The sequence below is a fragment of the Trichocoleus sp. Lan genome (assembly GCF_039961855.1).
In the GTDB taxonomy this organism is placed as follows: Bacteria; Cyanobacteriota; Cyanobacteriia; order Cyanobacteriales; family FACHB-T130; genus FACHB-T130.
This window is the reverse complement of record NZ_JAMPKA010000023.1, coordinates 54,956-79,278: the sequence shown is the minus strand read 5'-3', so window position 1 is coordinate 79,278 and position 24,323 is coordinate 54,956. Positions and strand designations below refer to the sequence as shown.

25 protein-coding genes and 1 tRNA gene are annotated in these 24,323 nt (G+C 48.5%); 12 read left to right on the top strand and 14 right to left on the bottom strand.

Features of this window, described 5'->3' with window-relative positions; translation table 11 throughout:
- Positions 1-102: 102 nt before the first annotated feature.
- Genes prmC through NDA03_RS19970 form a run of 3 tightly spaced genes read left to right on the top strand, consistent with a single transcriptional unit; the run spans position 103 to position 2,515 of the window.
- The gene (prmC, locus tag NDA03_RS19980) at positions 103-1,005 is read left to right on the top strand and encodes a peptide chain release factor N(5)-glutamine methyltransferase (protein WP_348238939.1); all 903 of its coding nucleotides are present in this window, start codon (positions 103-105) and stop codon (positions 1,003-1,005) included.
- A 42-nt stretch (positions 1,006-1,047) separates the two neighbouring features.
- Positions 1,048-1,635, top strand: a complete 588-nt coding sequence (locus NDA03_RS19975; RefSeq protein ID WP_190527311.1) for an L-threonylcarbamoyladenylate synthase — start codon at positions 1,048-1,050, stop codon at positions 1,633-1,635.
- A 37-nt stretch (positions 1,636-1,672) separates the two neighbouring features.
- On the top strand, positions 1,673-2,515 hold the full coding sequence (locus NDA03_RS19970) for a HAMP domain-containing sensor histidine kinase (protein ID WP_348238938.1): 843 nt from the start codon (positions 1,673-1,675) through the stop codon (positions 2,513-2,515).
- Here NDA03_RS19970 and NDA03_RS19965 read toward each other — a convergent pair.
- The 4 genes from NDA03_RS19965 to rplU form a co-directional block, all read right to left on the bottom strand.
- Entirely contained in the window at positions 2,499-2,960 is a 462-nt protein-coding gene (locus tag NDA03_RS19965) for a GNAT family N-acetyltransferase (protein ID WP_348238953.1), read from the bottom strand. The two genes, NDA03_RS19970 and NDA03_RS19965, sit on opposite strands and share 17 nt — an antisense overlap.
- 270 nt (positions 2,961-3,230) lie before the next feature.
- Positions 3,231-4,208 (bottom strand): porphobilinogen synthase, encoded by a 978-nt coding sequence (gene hemB, locus NDA03_RS19960; protein WP_348238937.1) that lies wholly within the window; start codon positions 4,206-4,208, stop codon positions 3,231-3,233.
- Positions 4,209-4,444: 236 nt separating this feature from the next.
- Positions 4,445-4,750 (bottom strand): 50S ribosomal protein L27, encoded by a 306-nt coding sequence (gene rpmA, locus NDA03_RS19955; protein WP_348238936.1) that lies wholly within the window; start codon positions 4,748-4,750, stop codon positions 4,445-4,447.
- A gap of 51 nt (positions 4,751-4,801) precedes the next feature.
- Positions 4,802-5,245 (bottom strand): 50S ribosomal protein L21, encoded by a 444-nt coding sequence (gene rplU / locus NDA03_RS19950; protein ID WP_348238935.1) that lies wholly within the window; start codon positions 5,243-5,245, stop codon positions 4,802-4,804.
- Positions 5,246-5,509: 264 nt separating this feature from the next.
- Between rplU and NDA03_RS19945 the strand changes: the two genes are divergently transcribed.
- Positions 5,510-8,194, top strand: a complete 2,685-nt coding sequence (locus NDA03_RS19945) for a pentapeptide repeat-containing protein (protein WP_348238934.1) — start codon at positions 5,510-5,512, stop codon at positions 8,192-8,194.
- Between the two features lie 314 nt (positions 8,195-8,508).
- Here the strand turns inward: NDA03_RS19945 and NDA03_RS19940 are convergent, their stop codons facing one another.
- Entirely contained in the window at positions 8,509-9,102 is a 594-nt protein-coding gene (locus NDA03_RS19940) for a MarC family protein (RefSeq protein WP_190414150.1), read from the bottom strand.
- A gap of 361 nt (positions 9,103-9,463) precedes the next feature.
- A complete protein-coding gene (locus NDA03_RS19935; protein WP_190527550.1) occupies positions 9,464-9,676 on the bottom strand; it encodes a hypothetical protein in 213 nt (70 codons plus the stop codon).
- A 259-nt stretch (positions 9,677-9,935) separates the two neighbouring features.
- Between NDA03_RS19935 and NDA03_RS19930 the strand changes: the two genes are divergently transcribed.
- Positions 9,936-10,748 carry a carbon-nitrogen hydrolase family protein gene (locus NDA03_RS19930; RefSeq protein WP_190414025.1) on the top strand — a complete coding sequence of 271 codons (813 nt, stop codon included), beginning with the start codon at positions 9,936-9,938 and terminating at the stop codon, positions 10,746-10,748.
- Positions 10,749-10,959: 211 nt separating this feature from the next.
- On the opposite strand, the gene NDA03_RS19925 is transcribed toward NDA03_RS19930, so the two are convergent.
- The 4 genes from NDA03_RS19925 to NDA03_RS19910 all read right to left on the bottom strand — a co-directional run bounded on the left by NDA03_RS19925 (position 10,960) and on the right by NDA03_RS19910 (position 13,734).
- Complete coding sequence (locus tag NDA03_RS19925; RefSeq protein ID WP_277878300.1) at positions 10,960-11,085, bottom strand: hypothetical protein; 126 nt, start codon at positions 11,083-11,085, stop codon at positions 10,960-10,962.
- 178 nt (positions 11,086-11,263) lie between these two features.
- Positions 11,264-12,343, bottom strand: coding sequence for a class II fructose-bisphosphate aldolase (fba, locus tag NDA03_RS19920; RefSeq protein WP_190414027.1), 1,080 nt, complete (start codon positions 12,341-12,343; stop codon positions 11,264-11,266).
- Positions 12,344-12,710: 367 nt separating this feature from the next.
- Positions 12,711-12,782 (bottom strand) — tRNA-Lys (locus tag NDA03_RS19915).
- 82 nt (positions 12,783-12,864) lie between these two features.
- Positions 12,865-13,734 carry an aldose epimerase gene (locus NDA03_RS19910; RefSeq protein ID WP_190682042.1) on the bottom strand — a complete coding sequence of 290 codons (870 nt, stop codon included), beginning with the start codon at positions 13,732-13,734 and terminating at the stop codon, positions 12,865-12,867.
- A 350-nt stretch (positions 13,735-14,084) separates the two neighbouring features.
- Between NDA03_RS19910 and NDA03_RS19905 the strand changes: the two genes are divergently transcribed.
- Positions 14,085-14,327, top strand: a complete 243-nt coding sequence (locus tag NDA03_RS19905; protein WP_190414030.1) for a hypothetical protein — start codon at positions 14,085-14,087, stop codon at positions 14,325-14,327.
- A gap of 727 nt (positions 14,328-15,054) precedes the next feature.
- The gene (locus NDA03_RS19900; RefSeq protein WP_190414032.1) at positions 15,055-15,366 is read left to right on the top strand and encodes a DUF6679 family protein; all 312 of its coding nucleotides are present in this window, start codon (positions 15,055-15,057) and stop codon (positions 15,364-15,366) included.
- 78 nt (positions 15,367-15,444) lie between these two features.
- Here NDA03_RS19900 and NDA03_RS19895 read toward each other — a convergent pair whose 3' ends face one another.
- Entirely contained in the window at positions 15,445-17,106 is a 1,662-nt protein-coding gene (locus NDA03_RS19895) for an MBL fold metallo-hydrolase (protein ID WP_348238933.1), read from the bottom strand.
- Between the two features lie 289 nt (positions 17,107-17,395).
- On the opposite strand from NDA03_RS19895, the gene NDA03_RS19890 reads away from it, so the two are divergent.
- Positions 17,396-17,992, top strand: a complete 597-nt coding sequence (locus tag NDA03_RS19890) for a DNA-3-methyladenine glycosylase (protein ID WP_190527321.1) — start codon at positions 17,396-17,398, stop codon at positions 17,990-17,992.
- Between the two features lie 8 nt (positions 17,993-18,000).
- Here NDA03_RS19890 and NDA03_RS19885 read toward each other — a convergent pair whose 3' ends face one another.
- Positions 18,001-18,573, bottom strand: coding sequence for a sporulation/spore germination protein (locus tag NDA03_RS19885; protein WP_348238932.1), 573 nt, complete (start codon positions 18,571-18,573; stop codon positions 18,001-18,003).
- A 218-nt stretch (positions 18,574-18,791) separates the two neighbouring features.
- Between NDA03_RS19885 and mgtE the strand changes: the two genes are divergently transcribed.
- The 4 genes from mgtE to NDA03_RS19865 all read left to right on the top strand — a co-directional run bounded on the left by mgtE (position 18,792) and on the right by NDA03_RS19865 (position 22,363).
- Positions 18,792-20,141, top strand: a complete 1,350-nt coding sequence (gene mgtE, locus NDA03_RS19880; RefSeq protein WP_190425893.1) for a magnesium transporter — start codon at positions 18,792-18,794, stop codon at positions 20,139-20,141.
- Between the two features lie 48 nt (positions 20,142-20,189).
- Positions 20,190-21,236 carry an aspartate carbamoyltransferase catalytic subunit gene (locus tag NDA03_RS19875; RefSeq protein WP_348238931.1) on the top strand — a complete coding sequence of 349 codons (1,047 nt, stop codon included), beginning with the start codon at positions 20,190-20,192 and terminating at the stop codon, positions 21,234-21,236.
- A gap of 150 nt (positions 21,237-21,386) precedes the next feature.
- Entirely contained in the window at positions 21,387-21,881 is a 495-nt protein-coding gene (locus NDA03_RS19870; protein WP_190414042.1) for a molybdenum cofactor biosynthesis protein MoaE, read from the top strand.
- Between the two features lie 167 nt (positions 21,882-22,048).
- Positions 22,049-22,363, top strand: coding sequence for a hypothetical protein (locus NDA03_RS19865; protein ID WP_190414044.1), 315 nt, complete (start codon positions 22,049-22,051; stop codon positions 22,361-22,363).
- A 216-nt stretch (positions 22,364-22,579) separates the two neighbouring features.
- Here the strand turns inward: NDA03_RS19865 and NDA03_RS19860 are convergent, their stop codons facing one another.
- Entirely contained in the window at positions 22,580-23,284 is a 705-nt protein-coding gene (locus NDA03_RS19860; protein ID WP_190425888.1) for an SH3 domain-containing protein, read from the bottom strand.
- A gap of 291 nt (positions 23,285-23,575) precedes the next feature.
- A complete protein-coding gene (ruvC, locus tag NDA03_RS19855; RefSeq protein WP_348238930.1) occupies positions 23,576-24,106 on the bottom strand; it encodes a crossover junction endodeoxyribonuclease RuvC in 531 nt (176 codons plus the stop codon).
- Positions 24,107-24,323: the final 217 nt, after the last annotated feature.

Here is a 24,323-nt window from a genome sequence, read left to right as displayed (position 1 = left end):
GTAAATAGACAAAAGAATCAAAGATAAAAGATAAAGTATGAAGGATAAACTTCATACTTTATCTTTTATCTTTTTTCCTTGATTCTGGCGTTTTCCTTGGGTATGGTTTCAGGTATAGAACTTTGGAAGTGGCGCAACTGGGCGCGGGATGCTGCCAAATCCGCGGGCGTTGACCCAACAGAAGTAGACTGGTTGCTGCGAGAAGTCGCCGCTCTAGATCGGTTGGCGCTGCGGTTGGAGTCTTTCAAAGACAAAACCCAGATAAAATTACCGATGCCGTTGCCGGAGTTAACCCAGATGTGGCAACGGCGTCTGGATGAGCGGTTGCCAGTTCAGTACCTGGCTGGTATTGCTCCCTGGCGTCATTTTTCTCTGTTTGTTTCACCAGCAGTATTGATTCCGCGACCGGAAACAGAATATTTGATTGATTTGGCGGTTGCCGCTGCGGCTCCGGGCGGAGCCTCGCCGCCTTTACAGCAAGGACATTGGGCAGATTTAGGAACTGGCAGTGGCGCGATCGCTCTCGGACTCGCAGATGCCTTTCCATCTGCCACTCTCCACGCGGTTGATTATAGTCCGGCTGCTCTAGCGATCGCTCAACAGAATGCCCAGCAACTGGGTTTAGCGGCTCGCATTCAGTTTTACCAAGGTTCTTGGTGGCAGCCGTTGTTCGCCCTAAAAGGTCAGCTCAGCGGCATGGTATCAAACCCACCTTATATTCCCAGTCATTTGCTGCCTTCCCTGCAACCGGAAGTGGCGAAACACGAACCCCACCTCGCCCTCGACGGTGGCACAGATGGCTTAGATTGCATCCGCCATTTGGTAGAAACAGCGCCAGACTATCTGCGACCGGGGGGTATTTGGTTGATTGAGATGATGGCGGGACAAGCCGATACAGTTGTTCAACTGTTGCAAGATCGAGGCAGTTACTGCAAAATTCAAATTCACGCCGATTTAGCTGGGATTGAACGCTTTGCCTTAGCCTATCGGAAACCCGATGAGTGATGAATTTGAGGGGATTTATTCAAAACTCAAAACTCTAAAAAAATGACACAAGTTTCAATGGCAGCCTTGATAGAAGGCGCTCGTTCTGGGAGTTTGGTTAGCTTTCCCACCGATACTGTACCAGCACTGGCAGTGCAGCCGGATCGGTCAGAGTTAATTTTTGCAGCAAAGCAGCGGCGGCAAGATAAACCGCTGATTTTAATGGGCGCAAACGCTTTAGATTTGTGGGATTTTGTCAAGGGAAGTCCATCTGAATGGCAGATTTGGCAACAAGTTGCTGACCAATACTGGCCTGGTGCTTTGACTTTAGTGTTGCCAGCCTCAGCGTGCGTTCCTAAAGCGATGAATCCATCTGACCCGACCACGATTGGGTTGCGAGTGCCGAATTCTGGCGTCGCGCTCTCAATTTTGTCGCAAACTGGCCCCTTAGCAACCACCAGCGCTAACCGTTCGGGGGAGCCACCTTTGGAAACGATGGCAGAAATCGCAGCGCAGTTTCCCGATGTCCTGACGCTATTCTCCTCGGAGGAGGAAACAACACCGACGGCTGGCGTTCCTTCCACCGTCGCCAAATGGACGGGCAGCGGCTGGGAAATCTTGCGGCAAGGAGCGGTTAAATTGGTAGTTTAATCGACTCAGCTAATCAGCAAAACTGGTAATTATATTTATGTCCCAAGACGCGAATCCGGACGTGACAGCCATCCTGGAGGAACTCAAGCAAACCCAGATGGCGTACCACATGGCAACAGAAATGAGCCAGTTTAAAGCTGGGTTTTTGGCGCGGACTTCTCATGAATTGCGATCGCCCCTCAACAGTTTGATTGGCTTGCATCAGTTGATTTTGTCCGATTTGTGTGACAACCCAGAAGAAGAACGAGAGTTTATTGCTCAGGCTCACGCCTCCGCGCTGAAGCTGATGCAGCTCATAGACGAAATTATCGCCGTTGCCAAAACTCAACACGGCACCAGTCGGATAGAGATTCAACCCGTCGAGCTTGCCAAGGTTCTAGAGGAAGTCTACAACTTGACTCACCTGCAAGCAGCGAATCGGAGTATCCGCCTTGAGGTATCGCCACCCGATCGAGAGATTTACGTTCTGGCAGATCCGCGACGATTGCAGCAGGTGCTGCTAAATCTGGTCGATACCGCGATCGCTCGCATGGACGAAGGCAACATTCGGGTTTGGGTTCCCTCCTCACCAGCATCTGGGTACATCCACATCTGGATTGATGCCGAGTGCCCCGTTAGCGTCTGGAGCGAGCCAGTCGATTTGCTCAAAGAGCAAAAGACACAGGAGCTGGTAGGGGCACCCAGCAAAGGAGCACCCCGACAAATGCCACAGCTATCCGAGGGGATGAACTTACTGATTGCTCAAACCCTCATCGAAGTGATGCAGGGACGCCTGGAAGTAGTGGCAGCGCAACCAGCAGATACCTCTAATACTTCAGCCGCCCAGAATCTCACCCGGCTTCAGTTTTCTCTTCCCCTAGTACCTATTGAGACAACATAACTTCAGCAGGCAGAGGCTCGGTTAGGGGCTGGTTGTTATACAGCACCATCGTCGTACTGGGGTTGCTACATTCAAAACCGATGCGCGTGTAAAAGCCCTGTTGATAAGTCGTCATCAGGTAGACCCGCTCTACCCGACTGACACGAGGATGGCTCAAGACTGTTTCCACCAACTTGCGTCCGAGTCCTGCGCCTTGGTATGCCGGATGTACGACCACATCCCAGATAGTGGCACGGTAGACGCCATCGGAAGTCGCTCTGGCAAATCCAATCAGCTTGTTTTCATCCCAGACGCTAATCACAGGTTCGCTATTGGCGATCGCAACTTTTAAATCTTCAATTTGCCGGTTCTGTGCCCAGAAGGCAGCCAAGTGAAACAGCTCTTGCAGTTGTTGAAAGTCGATTTGTGATTTACGGTCACAAAATTGAATATGACTGCAATCCATCGTCATCAATAATTTAGAGTCTCGTACTGGCTCATTCTACTCATCAACCCGCTGGGGATTGGTGTTCAATTGCACCGAATTTCTGTAATTTGCCGCTTTTTTAGCGAAATCTACCGTTTAGCTTACTCATATCCAACCCTAAATCTGTACCGCCAGACGGATTCCTTTTGAACATAAGTAGCTAACTAAGAATGCTGGATGAAATGTGAAGGATGAAAATGCCTAGTTCTAGGCGAATCTGTTGTTTTTTTCATCCTTCACCCTGACTTCCTACAACCAACGGGCGGCATCTTTGGCGTGGTAGGTAAGAATCAAATCGGCTCCAGCTCGCTTGAAGCTGGTTAAAGTTTCCATCACGACTCGCTGTTCGTCAATCCAGCCATTGAGGGCGGCGGCTTTCACCATCGCATATTCGCCGGAGACATTGTAAGCGGCTACCGGCAAGTTGCTGGCTTCTTTCACCCGCCAAATGATGTCCATATAGGCGAGTGCCGGTTTCACCATCAGCATATCCGCCCCTTCTGCAATATCGAGTTCGATTTCTTTGAGGGCTTCGCGGGCATTGCCGGGGTCCATCTGGTAAGTTCTGCGATCGCCAAACTGCGGTGTTGAATCAGCCGCATCGCGGAAAGGGCCATAATAAGCCGAAGCATATTTGGCAGCGTAAGAAAGAATCGGTGTATCTTGAAATCCGGCTGCATCCAAGCCTTCCCGAATCGCCTGCACAAAACCGTCCATCATCCCAGACGGAGCGATAATATCAGCGCCAGCCTTAGCTTGAGACACTGCTGTTTTCTTGAGCAATTCTAGCGTCGGGTCATTCAATACCCGCCCCGTCAAGTCGCCCACTTCCAGATAACCGCAGTGACCGTGACTGGTATATTCGCACAAGCAAGTATCGGCAATGACCACTAAATCCGGCACCGCTTCTTTCACTGCTGTGGAAGCTTTTTGGACAATTCCGCAATCGTGCCACGCACCCGTAGCATCTACATCCTTATCTGCGGGAATGCCAAAAAGAATGATTGCGGGAATGCCGAGGTCATAGACTTCTTTTGCCTCTTCCACAATTTTGTCTACCGACAGCTGGTAGACCCCTGGCATCGATTTCACTTCCTTAGCAATGCCCTCTCCCGGTACAGCAAACAGAGGGTAGATTAAGTCACTCGTGGCAAGAACCGTTTCACGCACCATCCGGCGCAGCTGGGTTGAGGTACGAAGGCGGCGAGGGCGATGAATGGGAAACATGGCGTTAGTGTAGTGAATAGTTGTTAGTAACTAAAGCGGTCTAAAAAAGTAACAATTTGTCACATTGAGCCAAGCAAAATATTGAGATGAAATTTTTCGCTGGCACTCAGAATCACATATTACGTTTATTTTGACCAACCAGCGCGATCGCTGATAAAAAAATGCCGAATAAAAAGAGGGGCAATTTATAAATTGCCCCTCCTTTCTTAATCTATCCAACTACTAGGTCTGGATACTTATACCTGAGCCGGAACGGGTGCATTCTCAGGGGATGCTTCCGCCGCCGCTGGCACAGCGTAAACGCTTACCTTCTTGCGACTTCTGTCCTTCCGTTCAAAGGTGACGATGCCATCAATGAGGGCAAACAAGGTATAGTCTCTGCCTACACCGACATTATTGCCAGCGTGAAACGAAGTTCCCCGCTGACGCACCAAAATACTACCTGCTGTCACGGTCTGACCGCCAAAACGCTTGACGCCTAGGCGTTGAGCATTAGAATCACGACCGTTGCGAGTACTACCCGTACCTTTCTTATGAGCCATAATTTCCTCAATTGTTCTTACTACTTACTATTCTGCTGTAGTCTCAGCGATTTACTCGGTCGCAGCGCTCTCGGTATCTGTCTCATCAACAACCACTGTTGCCACAGCTTCTTGAGCTTCTGCTGACTCGTCAGCGCCGGAGGTTTGGGAAGCCTGTTGTTTGGAAGCCACCACTGAGCCATTGATACTGATGGAGTTGATCATCAGCTGGGTGATTTCCTGGCGATGCCCTTTCTTGCGGCGGGTTTTCTTTTTGGGCTTCATCTTGTAGACGATGACCTTCTTGCCGCGCCGGTGTCTCATCACCGTGCATTCTACCGTCGCCCCTTCGATGAAAGGTTGACCAATGGTCACATCGCCATCGTTCTGAACGAACAAAACCTTATCAATGGTAACTTGGGTGTCTGGTTCCGAGGGAAGCAGTTCGATGTCGTAAAAGCGACCTGGTTCGACTCTTAGCTGTTTGCCGCCAGTTTCAATAATTGCGTAACTCATGGGATAGTCCTAGGGGTTGCCGTACAGGTAGCTGAATAGGTGATTGTCAGTTGTCTTTAGTCTTTAGATTCGCTGCTATTGACCCATGACTAATGACCTCTTGACCAATAACCAACCAGCTTTTGGAATGTCTCAACCTGATCCGAGCAGGAATAGACAGACAATCTTTCATCATCCATGATTACCTGGAACTGTGTCAAGTTAGCGATCGCTCTTTCTCCAGAAAATATGAGAGATATCCAACTGAGGGCAGATGCTTAATCGTTGAGTTATCTTCGACTCATCAGCACGGAGAATAGCGATCGCATGAAGAAGCTCAAGCAGGTTTGGCAGTTTTTGAACACTGATATCCGGGAATTGGGGAAACCCGGAGATGTCGCTGAGACTGGGACAGAGATTACTAAATTCGCGCTGGAATTCGGGCTGGCTTTAGGTTTGTTCTCTGCAATTGCGGGTTCTGGGGGAATTCCTATTGCTATAGCAGGGCTATCAGGGACGAAACTAGCAATACAAGGCGTGAGGCTGTACCGCAAAAAGACCAATCAAGAGCCATCCCTAGAGGAATGGGTAGCGATCGCATCTCCCCTTGCTTATCTAGAAAGCTTTAATGAATTGGTGCAAAGTAATGACTTATTACAGCAAGTCAATTTACAACCAGCAAGTACAACCTCTCCCGCAAATATAGCCCAACAGCAAAGCGCAAAACTGGGGGAATTTCAACTCAATGAAACCATCGTTATCAACGCTCTTACCTGTTTTCATGAATCTGAATTAGCACAAATCTTGAATCAGTTATTGTCACTTCAACTGCAACAAACAGGAATAGCTCAATACCAAGCTTATATCATAACAAGTTGGGTAGCTTGGGGTACTCACCGGCATCTAAAAAAAGCTTTTGAAGATGCAGATATTTCTGTTAAGCAAAGGGCAAAAATATATATAGACATCCTAGTACAAAGCCCTGATAAATATGACAGTATCGATGCCTATCTGAAAGAGCAGATTGCTACAAAGCCCAATGAGCCAGTATTTACTGAAAGCTTCAATTACAGGGATATTTATGTGCCGCTGAAAGCCAAGCCAGTCAATAAAAATGGCAATGTAGATGACAGGGCAGAAGCTTTTGATTTAGAGACTTGGACAAAAAATACCCTCAACCATTCTTATAAGCAGGATAAAGTAATGTTTATCCAAGGAGGGCCAGGACGGGGCAAGAGCGTCTTTTGTCGGATGTTTGCTGATTTTGTGCGGCAGCATTTACATCCAATTTGGACACCCGTATTAATTCGATTGCGAGATATCCCGAAATTACAGCCGAGTTTTCGAGAGACTTTGCGAGAAGCTGTAAATGCAGATTTCGCGGAAAGTGATGATGGCTGGCTGACAGATAGAAATACCCAATTTTTGTTTTTGCTTGATGGCTTTGATGAATTGGTGATGGAAGGAAGAACCAGCGGCGGATTGGAAGAATTCTTGAAGCAAGTTGGGCAATTCCAACGAGATTGCCAACAGAGCAAAGATATGGGACATCGGGTTTTGATTACTGGTAGAGCCTTAGCTTTGCACAGCATAGAACGGCAGATGCCACACAATTTGGAGCGAGTAGAAATCCAGCCAATGGATGACGAACTCCAGCCGCAGTGGTTGACCAAATGGGAAACCCAAGTTGGTAAAGATAAAAGTTCCGCATTTCAGCAGTTTTTACGAGACAAATCCTGCCCAGATAGAGTGCGGGAATTAGCCAAAGAGCCGCTATTGCTTTATCTATTGGCAGCGATGCACCGGGATGGAAAATTGACGGTAGAGATGTTTGCGGGTGCTAGCGGTGTCGGCGCAAAAATTCTGATTTACGAGCAATCTTTAGAGTGGGTACTGACGGAACAACGTCCAGAATGGCTGAATCGAGAACTAACTGGACAGGAAACCGCCGGACTGCGACGGATTTTGGCAGAGGCGGGGTTGTGCGTCGTGCAGTCGGGCGGGGAATGTGCTGCCATAAAAACAATCGAGTCACGGTTGAAGGGAGATGACAGTGCAATTGAGTTGATTCAACAAGCTAGGGAACGACACGGCGAGGATGGGCTGAAAAATGCTTTGGCGGCTTTTTATCTCCAGCCTGCGGCGGCTGACAAGGGCGGTTCGGTGGAGTTTGCCCACAAGAGTTTTGGGGAATTTTTGTGTGCAGAACGGCTTAAAGAAAGTATAGAAGACTGGACGCGACCGGGAATAAAACGGCAGGAGTTTTATATGTCCACTGACCAAATGGACTGGCAAATCTACGATTTATTGGGCTATGGTGGGCTGACGCCAGAAATTGTGGAATACTTAATGGCTTTATTAGCTGTAAGTACAGAGTTTCAGCCCGTAAGACTATTTAAACGATTGGAGAATTTTTATCTGCGTTGGTGCGATGGAGAGTTTATCGATGCACCGCCAGAGAATCTGCCTCAGAAGAAGATGCGGCAAATGAGGGAGCAAACGCCAGAAGTCAAGTGGATTGGACTGCGACAGGTGGATATTTATGCAGGGTTAAATGTCACGATCTTGCTCTTAGAGTTACACCGCTATGCTCAGTTAAGAGATGACTTAAAACACGAAATTGCTTTCTTTCCCTGCGGTAAAAAAAATACTGATAGTTTTGATGAATATCGATTGCTTCGTAGCATCGGTTACAGCGAATGTATCGGCATTGGAGGATTTTTAGGGACAGTTGCTAAATTCCTCAGGGGCGCAAACCTCATTGACGCAAACCTCAGCGGCGCAGACCTCATCGACGCAAACCTCAGCGGCGCAAATCTCATCGATGTAAACCTTAGCCACGCAGACCTCAAGGGCGTAGACCTCATCGACGCAAACCTCAGGGGCGCAGACCTCAGGGGCGCAAACCTCAGCAGTGCAGACCTCAGCAGTGCAGACCTCAGGGGCGCAGACCTCGAAGACATTTTTTGAGCTAAGTATACGAAGTGGGAAGATGTAGCAGGTTTGGAAACAGCCAAGAATCTTTCAGAAGCGTTGAAGCAACAGCTAGGGTTGGACTAGATTTATCAGTTGAGAGGTGGGCGCTAGTGCGATCGCCTACCTCATCTCACCAAACGCGATCGCCTAGCGTTTGGGCGAAGCATTCGGGATATTAATCTACCTTTTTCCCACAAACTAACTCGCCCGAATGCTTCGCCCCTACATCAAGAATGCGATCGCCCTCTCTTCCCCTCTTCCTTCGCGTTCTTTGCGTCTTCGCGGTTCGTAAAAAACGCGATCGCATCTTAAGTTAGAAACAGTTCCCGAATTCCAGCACTGCCGATTTCGATTGCCAGCGCTGCTAACAGAAAGCCTAAAAGTTGAGTAATAATCACTGCACCTTCGGCACCGAGCAAGTGGTCAATCCGGTTTGCCAGACGCACAATCAACCATGTCACCAGCATCGCAGAGACAATCCCGACCACCACGCTGAGATGAGCATTTGGAGATTCAGACATCAACAGCATCACCGTCGTTAGCGTTCCTGGCCCAGCTAACAGAGGCAATGCCATCGGAGTAATCGCGATATCGCGCTGCTGCTCGACAATCGGTGTATCTAGTTCTCCACGTAGCATTTGTAGGGCAACTAAGAGTAAAAGCAGTCCCCCAGCAACCCGCAAAGACCCCATACTGATTTCTAAGTAATTTAGAACTGCTTTACCCCCAAAAGCGAATATCAGCAGCACCCCTGTCGCTACAATACTTGCCCGATTCACCACATTGTCTCTTTGCTCCGGTTCCATGCCCTTCGTCAGGACTAAAAAGATCGGTGCATTGCCCAACGCATCTGCCAAGACAAACACAGCTACAAAAGTTTTAACCAGAACAGAGATATCCAGCTCCACAGTTGACCCTTAGAAAATATTTCCTCTAACCGTAACGTGGATGCCTTGCTGTTTCGCCATTCCGAAGGTTGATCTCAAACGAGTCAGATGCCTCGTCCCAGCCGAGGACTCCAACTCATTCATAGAGTTGTCGTAGTGTCAACCAATAATATTCATTGTTATAATTTAAACCTCAATACAGTGAGAGAGCGATCGCTTAACCTCATCTGAGAAAGCGAGCGCCCGGTTTTTCCCTCTTCCTAAAGTGCCTAGATCCAGTGAATACTTTCTTTAAGCTGCGGTGACAAACGCGCAAGTGTTGCGATAGCGCGTCCGCGTGGCGCTGTGCTAATGCAAAATAAGTGAGCGCCCCCGTTTAAACTAAGGCAGAAACACGCCGAGAATGCAGCAATTCACGAGACTCTTGACGAACCCGACCTTCCATCGCCTCTTTTTGTAAGGTAATGAAAGCCATAAAGTCATCAAAGTCATACTTGGTTTTTAAAAGCTGACGTAGCTGCTCTTCGGCTTCAACCGTTAGATAGCCCGTTACCAAAGCTTGTTGCACAATTTTATTAATCCGACTCATTGCCATTGCTACCAGAACACACGATGATTTCAAAACAGCATCTTTGTCACTGAAGACGCGCATCCGGATGATTTGTGTCCGCATTCCTACTTAGCTGAGTAAATATCTCTCTAAATAAGTACCTTCGGTATAATCCACAGGATTGCTCGAACCAACCCTTCATCAATGCCTAGACACACAACAAAGGAATAATATATATTCTGATGTTCTCAGCTTCACCAGCATTTAGACTGATTTAGATGAAATTACGAGAGTGATAATGAAGCCCTATCTCGCCGCCGCCATACAAATGACAAGCCTGCCAGATGTGGAAAAAAATCTGGTTCAGGCAGAAGAACTCATCGAGCTTGCTGTGCGTCAGGGTGCTGAGTTAGTAGGCTTGCCAGAAAACTTCTCATTTTTAGGAGAAGAAAAGCAGAAGATAGCCCAATCGGAGGCGATCGCTACCCAGAGCGAAAAATTCCTCCGAACAATGGCTCAGCGCTTCCAAGTCACCATCTTGGGTGGCGGGTTTCCCGTTCCCGTTGACACCAACAAAGTCTACAACACCGCTTTGCTCATCGATCCTTCAGGGGAAGAACTCGCCTGCTACCAAAAAGTACATTTATTTGATGTCAATTTGCCCGACGGCAATACCTATCGAGAATCTAGCACCGTCATGGCTGGGATGCGCCTACCACCCGTTTATCCCTCCAAGCATTTGGGTTCCTTGGGACTTTCGGTGTGCTACGATGTCCGATTCCCGGAACTGTATCGGCACTTGGCGCAGATGGGAGCCGACATTCTATTTGTTCCCGCTGCCTTCACCGCCTACACTGGCAAAGATCACTGGCAAATCTTACTACAAGCCAGAGCTATCGAAAACACCTGCTATGTGATAGCACCGGCTCAGACTGGGCAGCATTACGCCCTGCGTCACACTCACGGACACGCGATGATTATTGACCCTTGGGGCGTTATTTTAGCGGATGCCGGAGATACGCCGGGAGTCGCGATCGCAGAAATTAACCCCTCTCGCCTAGAACAAATCCGCCGCCAAATGCCCTCCCTGCAACATCGGGTTTTTATCTGAGCCTTTTGGGAAAAAAATAGACCGGCAATGGCGCAAACTAATACCATTTTTCAGATTGAAAGATTCTAAATCTTTCAATCTTGTTTTAGCTTTGGTTTTCTAATCAAAAATCCCAAATCTAAAATCCAGAAATGTATAAAAGAAGCCCTCTTGTTAGACATTGCGCCAACCGCTGGTATTACCGAACGGCAAACAAGCCGCATCGGGCACCTTACTTACCAGTATTCTTGCGCTTGGGAGGAGTACTCTTTGGATTGCCAGTGACTTTAGGGGCACTACCATCCCGTCTGGCGGGCTTACCTAAATCGGGAGAAGGCTTAAATTTATTGTTAGCCATAAGATTGACAAACTCTTAAAAAGCAACGCTATGCATTTATACAAAGCAGCTATTCCCTGTTCCTGAAAGTTTGCCAAAAAACTCTTCTTACACACAAAAAAACGGGTGGCTTGGAAGCCACCCGACAAGAAAAATTTCAAATTTTAGATACTAGATTTATCCAAAACCTAAACTTTTCTTAGACAGTTACAGTCTTCTTGGTAACAGCATTCAACTCGCCTTTGGCATACTTAGCAGCAAACTCATCCAAAGTCATCTGCTTAATCTTGGTACCTTGACCAGCAGCACCGAACTGATGATAGCGATCGCTACAAACCTTCTGCATATACTTGATGGAAGGCTTGAGGAAGTGGCGGGGGTCAAATTCCTTAGTATTGCTAGCCAAGGCTTCGCGCACCGCAGCGGTAATCGCCAGACGGTTATCCGTGTCAATATTCACCTTACGGACACCGCTCTTAATGCCTTTTTGAATTTCTTCAACGGGTACGCCGTAGGTTTCCGGGATTGTACCGCCGTATTGGTTAATCAGGGCAAGTAAATCTTCGGGCACAGAGGAGGAACCGTGCATCACGAGGTGGGTGTTCGGCAGACGGCTGTGAATTTCTTCAATCCGGCTGATAGCCAGAATTTCGCCAGTCGGCTTGCGGGTAAACTTGTAAGCGCCGTGGCTGGTGCCAATCGCAACTGCCAAAGCATCCACGCCGGTTTGTTCTACGAAGGCAACGGCTTCGTCTGGGTCGGTCAACAGCTGGTCGTGAGAGAGAACTCCTTCTGCACCGTGACCGTCTTCCTTATCACCCATGCCTGTTTCTAGAGAACCCAAGCAACCCAGTTCGCCTTCTACGCTGACGCCAATTGAGTGAGCGACTTCCACCACCTTGCGGGTGACTTCCACGTTGTACTCGAAGCTGGCTGGAGTCTTCGCATCTGCCTCTAAGGAACCATCCATCATGACGCTGGTGAAACCGTGGCGCATGGCAGAGTAGCAAGTGCTTGGGGCATTACCATGATCCTGGTGCATGGCAATTGGGAGATGAGGGTAAGTTTCAACTGCCGCCAGAATCAGATGGCGTAGGAAATATTCTCCTGCATAGTTCCGAGCGCCACGAGAAGCTTGCAGAATCACGGGGCTATTTGCCTCATGAGCAGCCTGCATGATGGCCTGGATCTGCTCCATGTTGTTAACGTTATAAGCTGGGATTCCATAATCATTCTCAGCTGCGTGATCCAACATCAGCCGCATGGGTACGAGCGCCATAAATAGTCCTCCTATTGACTCGTCGTCAGTTACTTTGTTCTGGACAGCGAAATTATTACAATAATCTTAAGATAGTTTACCAGTCTCTAGGGAATTATCTTGATAATTCCGAGATAAGCAGCCAATACTGCATTTATAAGATTGCCTGATGGTGGAGGTTTAGCAAGAGCATTAGGCTTTTTAACAGGGTTTTGGTTTTGCTCTCGTTTCCAATTTATGTCTGGGAATGCTTTCTCTAGAAGGCTGTACTCTCAATAACGTAGATTCTCGTGGTTCCAGCTAGGAAATGAGAAAACTAATCGTTTGCCAGAGCGCTTCTCGCTTCTTGTCTTAATTTTCTTTAGGTATTTTTTTGAGTATTTTTTTATGGGTCGCCCGGGATTCGAACCCGGAACTATTCGGTTAAAAGCCGAGTACTCTACCGTTGAGTTAGCGACCCGAAAACTTCAGTTGTTTAGACAACGTTTACAACGGTAACACAGATTACTGGAATTAGGAAAGGGGTTTTGAAAAAAACTTTTTTATAAAAAAGTTACGGTCAAACAAACTGATGTCTCCAAACTGCCTCCCGGTTCTAGACGCAGTAGCTGCTCTCCGGTATTCAGAGCATTGCGGGGGGCACTCCAAGGCTCCATGCAGTAAAAGTCTTTGCCTTTGACCGTCCAGAAGACAAAGGTGGAATAAGGGTTGTCCCAACTAAGGGTGAGTTGCAACTGTCGGCTGGCGTCGGAGGCAGTGGCTTCTTGACCGCTCAGTTGCTTAAAGGCGACATCAATTTCATCTTGGTTAAAGTCAAAGGCACCCGTGAAGGGATGGGTTTGGCGGGTGCGCTGATCTTGGTATTCGGCGGCGGGAATTCCAAACTTGATTCCGGTTTTTTCGGGTGTCCAGAAGTAAGGATGCAGACCCGTGGAGAAGGGCATCGGCTCGGCTGAGTGATTGGTGTAGCGCTGCCGAATCTCTAGCGTGTTACCCAACAGACGGTAAGTGAAGGCGAGTTGAAAGTCAAACGGGTAAACGGCACGTGTCTGGTCGTTGCTGTTAAGGACAAGGGTAAGGCTCACTAGGTCTTGAGTCACTTGGTCGGTGACTTCCCAAGGCATATCGCGGGCAAAGCCGTGTTGCTTGAGGGTGTAGGGCTGACCTTGATAGGTGTATTGACTTTCGGGTAAGTTGCCGCAGATGGGAAACAGGATCGGAATCCCGCCTCTAACGCTCAAGTCTGGATTGGCAAACCGCTCTGCATCTAGGTAGAGGATTTCTTGTCCTTGGATGCGTAGGCTAGTAACGATACCGCCTCGCTCTGGAACGACCTCTAGATGGGACTGAGCGGCTTGGTCTGAGAGGATGTAGGTTTTGTAGAGCTGCTGCTTAGTGGCGATCGCGTACACCCGTCTTTTTCCGTTTCTATGGAGGATTTGCTGATTGTCTCAAACTTTAACAAACATTTCTTGAAATTCCCATATCTACTTTACACATCCTTAACAGTCGCTGCACTAAGCTGTTTTATACGGTCAATCTATCTATAGGATTAAATCGACAGCTTGCTCAGTAGAGAAGCAACCGCAGTAAACTCTTCTTTTGTCAAGCATCCGCTTGGTTTTGCCATTTGTGACCTCGATCACCTAAAAATACGGTCTAAAATCACAAAAAATGGCGGATTACCATCAATTCCTAATCTTGGAAAGTATTTCATACTCAAAGATAGATATCTCAGCAAATCAAGGATAAACAGGTCGCCATGATTCGCACACTTGTAAAGTCAGCTTTCCAAACAGGTTGCCTCAGCGTCGCTTCTGAAGGTCTGATTCGCCAAGTGTTAGTGATGAAAGGCTACCAATCGGCGGATTTAGAAGCTCTTGACACCTTACACCAGGCATTGAATGCCGGTAAGATTCAAAGAGAAGCACGGCAGAGCGTAGCGCTGATATCGCCTCGGATACAAGCCCTGAAACCGTTCTTTGATAACTACAAGGCATCGTGATCGCGGCACGGCTGCCAAAACGATAGAAAAACTTTGATATCAGTAGAATTTTTATTTATTCGCTGCCGACCTGGGCCAAGAATTATTAGAATGATTAATAAGAACTACCAATCTCAGCTAGGTGCGCTTCCTAAACAAAGCGAGAGTTAGGATGACTGAATTGACTGCTACAAGGTTGGACTGGTTGCCAGTCAAGGCTTTTTGTCACCAGTTGCCTTCCCATTACTCATCTCAAAAGACTCATTGATACTCGTAGCTGCCTTGATTCAAGTTTCCCTTAGTGGTAAAAACCCTGAATGAGGATGGGAGTGCGCGCATTCTACCAGAGGGAGTATCCTACAATCCCTATCTTAAATGCCGCAGGATTCAAGCTAAACTTTGAAATTAAATCGGCAATATCATCTAGAACGCTCACTTTGAACCCTTGTCCCTACCCTCGATTTCCACATCTTTCCAAAAATTGGCATGGGGCTGACCAAGAGGCTTCCTTGCCTATCCAAAATCGGCATTCCCAGGCTTTAGGGATGCAAAGCCTTGCGCCCCTAAGAAACCCAACCCAAATCCCACATTCCAGGCTTTTGGGAAAAATAGGTAAAGATAAGGACAGGAGCCTGGGAGAATGGCAGGATTCAACCCCGATTACGTTTGAGAGAAGCTGGATACCTAAAAAAAGGTATGCAGGCTCCATGAAGAATTGCACAACTTATCTGCTCAGGAGAAGCAACCCATGCTACACCGCAAGATTTATCAACTCTGTTGCGATGGTCGTGAGGTCTGTATTTTCTTGCGGGACCAACAACGCTGGATCGAACGCGCTCGCATCGTTGACATTGAAGGAGATTTAGTCACGCTCCGCTATGAAACCGAAGAAGAAGATGAAGCTTGTTCTTGGGAAGAAATGGTTCGCCTCGAAAGCATTGGTGCTGTGACACAAAAGCTGGCTTCAGTGCCCAGAGGCAATGCTGAACCACTTGTCTCTGACGATTGTCCGGAAGCCGAACAAATTCGTCCGCGTTTCCCCGACTCGAATCCAGACTGAGGAATTAAAAATGCAAAATCAAAAATTAGAAATGGGGGATGCTTCATTTTTAATTTTTGATTTCATTTCTTATCTTTTTCAATCTTCGAGGCTTTCTAGGTCGTCATCTGAAGGGGTTGGAGGCGGATGCGCCGGTTCAAAAACTGGACAGTATCCTTCAGGTGTCACCTTAAATCCATACAGGGGCGAGTCCTGATTCCAACAGCGCTGCCCCCGTTGGTGTAGGCAGTTGCCGCAGCACTCAACATTCATGGGGACTCTGGCGTCGCTGCTTTGGCTTAAAAGTTCTCGTTGGGATAATCCGCGCAATACCAGTTCCTCACCCTGCCACCGGGCTTCCACTAAACCAGTATCAGCAAAGTGTTGCCAACGGGGATCGGCAGCGATCGCCTCCGGTAGGGTGATGGTAACGACTGTTCCCAGTTCCGTCAGCTCCCCTTCGTAACTGGTTTCGGGTGCCGCCGGTTGCACAAACGTCTCGCCAATCGGGAGTTCTACCAGCGTCCCAGCCGGTGGAGAATGCAAGTGGTAACGGTTGTGCAACTCCTCCAACCCGGTTAAATCAGCCAGGTAGGTGGGAGAGGCATGAACAAAAATTACGTGCTGAGGACGGATATTGTGAATCACCTGGGTGGTTCCCAGCCCATCAGAATGCTGGGCAAGCAAATAGTTTTGTATCGTCAACGATGAGTAACTAGGCTCTTGGGAGAACCTGGGTTGCTGGGGCAGTAATAACACCCACGGCCCGGTGCCTGGTTGACAGTATTCTCTAAGATCGTGGTTTTCCTCAGTCAGGATAATGCATGGAGACTGACCGACAGAGGGACGTTGTTCTGGAAGCAACCGACGCACTCTGGGACGCACCCGTTCATCCCAAAATAGGGATTGATGACGGGCAAAATTTTGCACAGAGGCTGGGAGGTTGGTGAGAATATCCAAATAGGCATCGCAGCCAGCTGCCACGTTACCATCTACCCAGATATCGAGGTTGCGACCCGTGAATAAGTGGTGACTCCGCAAGAGCATCAAGAGTTCTTGCCCCAGTCCCAAAGTTGGCACGGGCATCAAGACAGAATTCGCTTGAGCGATCGCTTGATTAATTCGCTCTGCCAGCTGATTTTCTTGGTTCCGCCGGTGGGGATGACGCGCTGTGCCGTAACTGCCTTCCACAATTAGCACATCTGGCTCTAAGCCTCGCAATGCTTCTAGCGGCAACCCCTCCACCAGCCGCGAGTTTGAAAGGAAAAAGTCACCTGTGTAAAGTAGGGTGTAAGAGCGGTGGCGACTCGTGTAGGTCAGCAAGATGGCAGATGCGCCTGGTAAATGTCCGGCTGGGAATAATTCCGCACTCAATCCCTCTTTGAATTCGACAGGCGATCGCATCGGCAATGCCTGACACAATTGCGGCAGATTCTGCGGAGCTATCTCAGGCCAATTCAGTGGCAGCAGCTGGGTTGTCAATTCACTTGCATAGACTGGCAACTGAGGGAAGCTTTCATGCAGCGCCAGCAATCCCCTAGCGTGATCCGGATGGGCGTGGCTACACAGCACTAAATCTGCTGGAGGAATTCCCTCACCTTTGAGCGAGGAAATGTCCGCCAAACCACAGTCTAGGAGAATGCGGTGTGGCCCCATCCGTACCAGTAAGCAGACGCCTTCGTCGCCATGACCGACGCCATAGGGAAAATAGGCTAGTTCGTCATAGCCGTGAGAGGATACCGGGGGGGGTTGACTCATCATTCGATTTTCAATTTTAGATTTTGGATTTTAGATTCAATCCAAAATCATCGGAGGCTTAGAAACTCCGACCTCCGCAAACTCTAAAATCCAAAATTGACTGGCTAACAGCGATCTTAATGAGCAGAACCGTTTCCGTGATAGTTGTCTGAATCGTAAAATCCATTTTTAGTGCCAAAAAATAGGCACGATACGGTAAAAACAAGTGTTAAGGCTGCTAAAACTAGCTTGACATCCATGAGTTTTTATGAGTTGAACGGGGTGGTTTGGTATATCTTAAGTATATTTAACGATGAATCTGATTAAAAATACCCAAATTGTAGAAGTTTGTTGGCTAGATCGCCCATCCACTGAAGTTGCACCTGATTTGGTGGGCTGCACGTTGGTGCGACAGATGCCTGATGGAGAAATCATCCGAGGGCTAATCGTGGAAACGGAAGCCTATGGCCCTGAAGATCCGGCTTGCCATGCCTATCGGCGACGAACCGAGCGCAACTGGGTAATGTTCGGGCCAGCCGGGAGAACTTATGTTTATTTAATTTACGGAATTTACTACTGCCTGAACGTGGTCACAGACCAGGACAGCATTCCCAGTGCTGTCTTGATTCGGGCTTTGCAACTAGAGTCTATACCGCCCTGGATCAAAGAGAGCGATCGCTCGAAACCCCATCGAATCGCCGCTGGGCCAGGTAAACTCTGCCGCGCCTTACAAATTGACAGCATATTAAATGCACAAGTTTTACAACCCGGTCAACCCCTGTGGCTAGAGCATCGTCAGTCACAATTTATGCCGGAACTTGTTCAAACAACTCGGATTGGTTTATCACAGGGAATCGATTTGCCGTGGCGGTGGTATCTACGCGGTTGTGCTGCTGTCTCCAAACTTTAATCGAAACTTTAAAGGGAGATGTCTTGGCCCTGCTCTGTGAAGCGGACATCTTTTATCTTCCATTGAGAATTCGCAGTGAGGGTTTTTCTGAGGCTACCGAACAGAGCAAATTGTTCGCAGCTCGAAAGGGACACAAATTTCCGCTGGGAACCGGGTGCAATTCGCAAATCAACCGTGGCAACTCGATTGCTGGGATTCACGCTGACACGATACCCAGCTAAATTAAAGTCGGCGGTGTCCCGCTCCTCCAGAACTTTGCCTACCGCTGCTTGGACGCTTTCAACCGCTGAAACGTCTACTTTTTCCGGTACTAGCGCTTCACACTGAGTATCGGGTTGATAGATGGTGACGGTGACATTGTTTTTTGAGGGAGCGGTTGTTGTTGCTTGGCTAATCGCACCCGTCAACAATCGGCTGGCATCTGACGCTTTCGTCGTAGTTTTGCTGGCTTCAATAGCATGAGCAGGAGGTAAGCCAGCTTTGTCTCTTTCGCTGTTTGTCGGTAAAGAAGCGCAACTACTCAGACTGGCGACAATCGCTCCAGTTAATAGAGGAACCCAATAATTTTTTGTACGCCTCATCGCTTTTGAAATCTGTCTTTAGATAGATTTTTTGATAGCCCCCAATGGTAAATGGCACCTTGAGGGGATAGCATAGTTTTACTGATACTGCTGAGCAATATCAGTGTAGATTTCTGCGGAATTTATGGACCGAAGTCCATTAGGTGACAGTAGTAAGCTCCTCTAGCGCCTGGGCGGGTCAGTCTCTCCCAGCGCGGGGGGGAGACTAGGAGGTTTCTATGCTCACTCAGGAAGGACGTGTTGCACTGTCGGATATTGCTGACTTAAATCAGCTTAAGTCTGAGCTAAATCGCTTACCGGCGGTTGATGTAGGGGATTACATTGTCGAACTGCCCCCATCCAAGCGAGCGATCGCGTTTCGCTTGCTTAATAAAGCTCAAGCCATTGATGTCTTTGAATATCTGCCTCCGGAAGTGCAAGAAGAACTAATTGGTTCGCTGCACGATAACCAGGTGTGTCAGATTGTAGAGGCGATGCGACCGGATGACCGGGCGGAACTGTTTGACGAGCTACCCGCAGGCATTGTGAAGCGGCTGTTGCAGCAACTCAGCCTTGAAGAACGGCAGGCAACTGCCAGGATTCTGGGCTATCCCGAAGGCACGGCGGGTCGGGTAATGACGACGGAATATGTACGGCTGCGCGAAGGCTTAACGGTCGGAGAAGCCTTGAGCAAAATCCGTGTCAGTGACGAAGATAAGGAAACAATTTACTACGCCTACGTCACCGACGACAACCGCAAGCTCGTTCGGGTTGTATCGTTGCGGCAACTGTTGTTTTCGCTTCCCAATGCCCTGATTGGGGATATTGCGAGCGATCGCGTTGTCAAAACTTACACAGAAACGCCCCAAGAAGAAGTCGCGCAACTAATGAAGCGCTATGACTTGATCGCCGTGCCTGTGGTTGACCGCGAAGATAGGTTAGTGGGGATTGTCACCATTGATGACGTGGTAGACATTCTAGAAGAGGAAGCCACACAAGACATTCAGAAACTAGCGGGAGTCAGTGGCGGTGATGAAGCCGCCTTGTCGCCTCCTTTGGTGACGCTTCGTAAGCGTCTGCCTTGGCTGTTAGGGAATATTATTCTCTATGTCGGAGCCGCCAATGCGATCGCGCCTTTTCAGGGAACGATTTCATCAGTGCCCGTTTTGGCAATCATCATGCCAATTTTAGCCAATAGTAGTGGCAATGTCGGCTTTCAGGTCTTATCGGTGACTGTGCGCGGACTAGGTGTAGGTGAAATAACACCACAGGATACGCTGAAACTTCTCCGTAAGGAAATTCTCGCTGGCTTGGGTACAGCCTTGTCACTGGGTTTTGCCTTGGGTGCCCTTTCTTTGATTTGGTCTCCTGCCAATGAGCGATGGGTGGGGTTGGTTGCAGGACTGGTGATGGCTATCAATGTCTTGATGGCTGCCACCCTAGGGACTTTGCTGCCAATGGGTATCAAACGGTTGAACTTAGATCCAGCACTCATTAGCGGTCCGCTGCTGACTACGACGCTAGATGCATTGGGGTTCTTGACTTTCCTGACGCTAATCTCAGCGGCTTTGAATGTAGTATCTAGATGAGCAGTCAGTTGTCTTCTGTTCGTTGTTCGTTGCTACTGACCACACCTAATGGCTACCACTACCTGGACTCGTCACCACGTTCTTTCCTTAGCTGATTTCACCCCAATTGAATACGATACTGTGTTGCAAACTGCCGCCAGTTTCCGAGAGGTACTGTCGCGACGCACGAAGAAAGTGCCAACGTTACAAGGTCAGGTGGTAGCCAATCTATTTTTTGAATCCTCTACCCGCACCCGCAGCAGTTTTGAACTAGCAGCAAAGCGTCTCTCTGCCGATACGCTGAACTTTGCCGCGGCAACGTCTTCTCTAACGAAAGGAGAGACCATTTTAGATACGGCGAAAACCTATTTAGCGATGGGTGCGGACATGATGGTGGTTCGTCATCGGGAGGCGGGGGTGCCGCAAGCGATCGCTGCCGAAATGGATCGCTTAGGTTCAAAGGTGGGCGTCCTCAATGCCGGGGATGGTCAGCACGAACATCCATCCCAAGCATTGCTGGATCTTTTCACCATCTGTACCCTGTTAGACCCAGATCACCCGCGACTTGAACTGCTCAAAGATAAAAAAATTGCCATTGTCGGCGACATTCTCCACTCGCGGGTTGCCCGGTCAAATATCTGGAGTTTAACGGCAACGGGTGCGGAGGTTCACTTAGCAGGACCCCCCACGCTTCTCCCTCAGTTGTTTGCCGCCTATGGCGCTGAGGAGGGGAGCCAGGGAGCCGATCGCCCGTTACCAAGCACCCACGACCAATCCCCCATTCCCAGCCGCAAGCTTTTTCTCCACTGGGATTTGGAACCCGCTTTACAAGATGCTGATTTTGTGATGACGTTGCGGCTGCAAAAGGAACGGATGACGCAGCATTTGCTGCCGAGTTTGCGAGAGTACCATCAGCGGTATGGGATAACACGCGATCGCCTGAAACTCTGCAAACCTGACGTTAAGGTACTGCACCCAGGACCCGTCAACCGAGGCGTAGAAATTAGCTCTGACTTGATGGACGACCCCCAGTTCAGCTTAATCTCTCAGCAAGTGACTAGCGGCGTGGCTGTCCGTATGGCGCTCCTATATCTGATGGGCGGTGGCAAGGTTTAGCAGCCAGGGTTCTGCAAAATCTTGGGGTAGATCGACACAATCTGGAACAACACAATCTGAGACAACAAGTCCAAGGAGCGATCGCTTAGGGTAATGCGGGTGCTGGATCGATCAAAATAGATCCAGTTCCTTTCTCAGGATTTCAACGTGATGAATGGCGTCACCACTCTCCTAAACCTTCCCAATCAACCCTCCGCGAAAGATAGTTTTACGATTAGCTTCGCTCCCTTATCAATGGAGGAAGTCTACTCACTAGCGGACGATCCTGCCAACGGAGCCGTGGTAGTCATGAGTGGAATGGTACGCAATCAAACTGATGGGAAGCCGGTGGTTGCTTTGGAGTATCAAGCCTACGAACCGATGGCTTTGCACATATTTAGTCAAATTGCTGCCAATATCCGCCAAACCTGGCAGGATGTCAATCGAGTAGTGATTCACCATCGCATCGGACGCTTGCAGATTGGCGAAATCAGCGTGTTGGTTGCGGTTGGGTGTCCTCACCGCTCAGAAGCTTTTGAAGCCTGCCAATATGCAATTGATACCCTAAAGCACAATGCCCCCATCTGGAAAAAGGAACATTGGGCAGATGGTTCTAGCAGTTGGGTGAGTATCGGTGCCTGTGAAACCCAGCCAGAGGGGTGTTAAGTCGCCTTCTGCTGGTTCAGAAAAGAATGCCCTTGACCGATACTTTTTACAAAACTTTAAACTTTCAAGGGCTTTAGATTGCAGTTTGTAACTATTGCTTTATCCCAGGAAAATTATCCTTTAGACTGATCCCCAATTCATAATTTGGGGATAAAGGGGATAGGCTAATGCCAAATCTGAACTGGCACGAATATTTACTTTTTGTTTCTTTTGTGGGTAGTATTGCTGGACTTTTCTTACTATCCGTTGACAAACAAACTCAGGTGGATGAGCTTGAAGAAACGGAGGAAATGCTATTGACAATGAGCTTTACTTACTGGATAGTTTACTGCGTTGTTGTAGGTATCCTGAAGTTTAGCCACCCTGAGTGGGAGATTTTGTTGATGAGTTTGAAGTTAACGGCTGCTTTTTCTTACTTGTTGACCTTTACTTCTGTCCTGACTCTGCCGCTGCACCGGATGTCAGTTCGGCAAGTAGAGTAGTATAAATTTTGTCTGAATCCCTAAAATTACTATCAGACTTCCCTGTGAGCCAATAGCTAATTGTTTAATGCTCAATTAATCGAGGTTGATTCCCTCATTAAAACTGAATCGTAAAATTGAATTCACGCTTAATAGAAAATCACCCCATTTCCGAATTTTGGCAATTCAAATGGGGTGATTTTGCTTTTATGGCTTTAGCTTAATAGACGATGAAGCCTAGCGACAAGTGCCGAGATTGGTCGAGTTTGAACTGGGAAACCCGTAAGAAATCCATCCGGCAACAGGGGCTGTAATCTGAACCCAGGCACGGCGTTCGGCGTCGAAGGTGAATGCTGGAGGACTGGTTCTGAGGGTGACTCTATCTCCAAACTTAACTCCGCCAACTCTAGTACCGTTTTTGCCGGGTGCGGTACGAATAGCCATCCCTTCAGCGCCCTTGTAGGTAATGACGCGGCAAAGGCTAGTTGTAGGATTCGGTCTGGGATTCGGGCTGGGAGTTGGGTTGGGAGTCGGGGTAGGGCTGGGAGTAGGTCTAGGGGTAGGATTGACTCCAGAGCAGGTTGTGAGGTCTCTTGCTTGGACATACCCGGTTACAGGGGCACTGATGGCGATAAAACCAGCGCTGCCATTGTCTGCAAGGGTAACTTGTTCGCCAGCAGCGAGCGTTCTAATCGTTTGGCTGGAGAGCGATCGCTGCGTATAGACAAAAATCCGCGCTTTCGTAGCGCGGCATTGTCCTACCAGACTTTGCGCTATTTCAAAGCTGCCCCCAGGTTGAACTGAGTTCTGTTCTGATTGTGCAATCGTGTTAGCAGTTGTGGTTGTGCTAATGGCAGGAGTGGGAAAATTCAGACTTCCCACGACGCTCAAGCCTAAACTAAAGAGAGCGATAGGCTTGCCCCAGCGACTCATCTTTTTCATACGGTCAACTCCTCATCTCACCAAAAAGTTTTTGTTAGAGACTTCAGCAAAGAAAAACCGATTGACGGTAGAACCAAGTTTTTGAAGATGGCTCGGCTTCAGTTGCCCAGCATCTTTATTCAGCTTTGACGCTACTGAACATCAGAATCATTAATCTTTTAGAAGTCTCCTCGTCAAATAGCATACAAGTAAAGATTAATCCAAATCATCGGAAAGAAGGCAGAAATGTCAAGAGTAAGAGCGATCGCTCTTTGGGCTTCACCGCACTCAGTCTCCAGAAAGCGATCGCCTTTACTCCTGAAACCACGCCGTTAACGCTACAGCAAGGGCATCGGCGGCATCATCCGGCTTCGGAATGTAGCCCAAATTTAACTCCCGCGCCACGGCTTGCTGCACTTCGGACTTATCCGCATTTCCCATGCCAGTCAGCGCTTGTTTAATTTGGGCAGGCGTAAACTCAACAAACGGAACCCCGTGCTGTGCCAACACCAACATCAGCACCCCCCGTGCTTGAGCCACCACAATCGTGTTTCCCATCCGATAAAAAAACAATTTCTCGATTGCCACCAGATGGGGTTGACACTGCTCCATCAGCGTGTGCAAATCCTCGTAAATCGTGCGGAGTCGCTCCCCCATCTCCGTCTTTGCCGAGGTCTGAATCACGCCAAAATCTAGTAAACTTACCACCTCAGACGCAGTTTTTACTTGGCGCTTCGCGCGATCGCCACCTGCCGCTGCGGCATAATCTACCTTTTGGCAGACAATTGTCCCAAATCCTAATCTGGCAAGTCCGGGGTCTAATCCTAAAATACGCTTTTCCATCTAGCCTAGCTTTGGGGATTCACTCAAGGGGGAACTGCAATCGGTTAATTGAACGCTTAGAAGCAACAAGCGGGTCTAATCACTGAGTCGTAACATCTTGATTCCTGATCCAAGCAGCAAACCATCGCAACCTATCATAAGCTGAGTTGAAAAATCCCCTCCTCTGTTTCTTAGTTTCGTATGTCACATCTGAGTGGCTTAGTGAAAATGTATTCTG

Bases quoted from the DNA above. Each gene is read 5' to 3' on its own strand.
- prmC (WP_348238939.1), top strand. From the start codon at position 103: ATGGTTTCAGGTATAGAACTTTGGAAGTGGCGCAACTGGGCGCGGGAT.
- NDA03_RS19975 (WP_190527311.1), top strand. From the start codon at position 1,048: ATGACACAAGTTTCAATGGCAGCCTTGATAGAAGGCGCTCGTTCTGGG.
- NDA03_RS19970 (WP_348238938.1), top strand. From the start codon at position 1,673: ATGTCCCAAGACGCGAATCCGGACGTGACAGCCATCCTGGAGGAACTC.
- NDA03_RS19965 (WP_348238953.1), bottom strand. From the start codon at position 2,960: ATGGATTGCAGTCATATTCAATTTTGTGACCGTAAATCACAAATCGAC.
- hemB (WP_348238937.1), bottom strand. From the start codon at position 4,208: ATGTTTCCCATTCATCGCCCTCGCCGCCTTCGTACCTCAACCCAGCTG.
- rpmA (WP_348238936.1), bottom strand. From the start codon at position 4,750: ATGGCTCATAAGAAAGGTACGGGTAGTACTCGCAACGGTCGTGATTCT.
- rplU (WP_348238935.1), bottom strand. From the start codon at position 5,245: ATGAGTTACGCAATTATTGAAACTGGCGGCAAACAGCTAAGAGTCGAA.
- NDA03_RS19935 (WP_190527550.1), bottom strand. From the start codon at position 9,676: ATGAGTCGGATTAATAAAATTGTGCAACAAGCTTTGGTAACGGGCTAT.
- NDA03_RS19930 (WP_190414025.1), top strand. From the start codon at position 9,936: ATGAAGCCCTATCTCGCCGCCGCCATACAAATGACAAGCCTGCCAGAT.
- NDA03_RS19925 (WP_277878300.1), bottom strand. From the start codon at position 11,085: ATGGCTAACAATAAATTTAAGCCTTCTCCCGATTTAGGTAAGCCCGCC.
- fba (WP_190414027.1), bottom strand. From the start codon at position 12,343: ATGGCGCTCGTACCCATGCGGCTGATGTTGGATCACGCAGCTGAGAAT.
- NDA03_RS19905 (WP_190414030.1), top strand. From the start codon at position 14,085: ATGATTCGCACACTTGTAAAGTCAGCTTTCCAAACAGGTTGCCTCAGC.
- NDA03_RS19900 (WP_190414032.1), top strand. From the start codon at position 15,055: ATGCTACACCGCAAGATTTATCAACTCTGTTGCGATGGTCGTGAGGTC.
- NDA03_RS19895 (WP_348238933.1), bottom strand. From the start codon at position 17,106: ATGATGAGTCAACCCCCCCCGGTATCCTCTCACGGCTATGACGAACTA.
- NDA03_RS19890 (WP_190527321.1), top strand. From the start codon at position 17,396: ATGAATCTGATTAAAAATACCCAAATTGTAGAAGTTTGTTGGCTAGAT.
- NDA03_RS19885 (WP_348238932.1), bottom strand. From the start codon at position 18,573: ATGAGGCGTACAAAAAATTATTGGGTTCCTCTATTAACTGGAGCGATT.
- mgtE (WP_190425893.1), top strand. From the start codon at position 18,792: ATGCTCACTCAGGAAGGACGTGTTGCACTGTCGGATATTGCTGACTTA.
- NDA03_RS19875 (WP_348238931.1), top strand. From the start codon at position 20,190: ATGGCTACCACTACCTGGACTCGTCACCACGTTCTTTCCTTAGCTGAT.
- NDA03_RS19870 (WP_190414042.1), top strand. From the start codon at position 21,387: ATGAATGGCGTCACCACTCTCCTAAACCTTCCCAATCAACCCTCCGCG.
- NDA03_RS19865 (WP_190414044.1), top strand. From the start codon at position 22,049: ATGCCAAATCTGAACTGGCACGAATATTTACTTTTTGTTTCTTTTGTG.
- NDA03_RS19860 (WP_190425888.1), bottom strand. From the start codon at position 23,284: ATGAAAAAGATGAGTCGCTGGGGCAAGCCTATCGCTCTCTTTAGTTTA.
- ruvC (WP_348238930.1), bottom strand. From the start codon at position 24,106: ATGGAAAAGCGTATTTTAGGATTAGACCCCGGACTTGCCAGATTAGGA.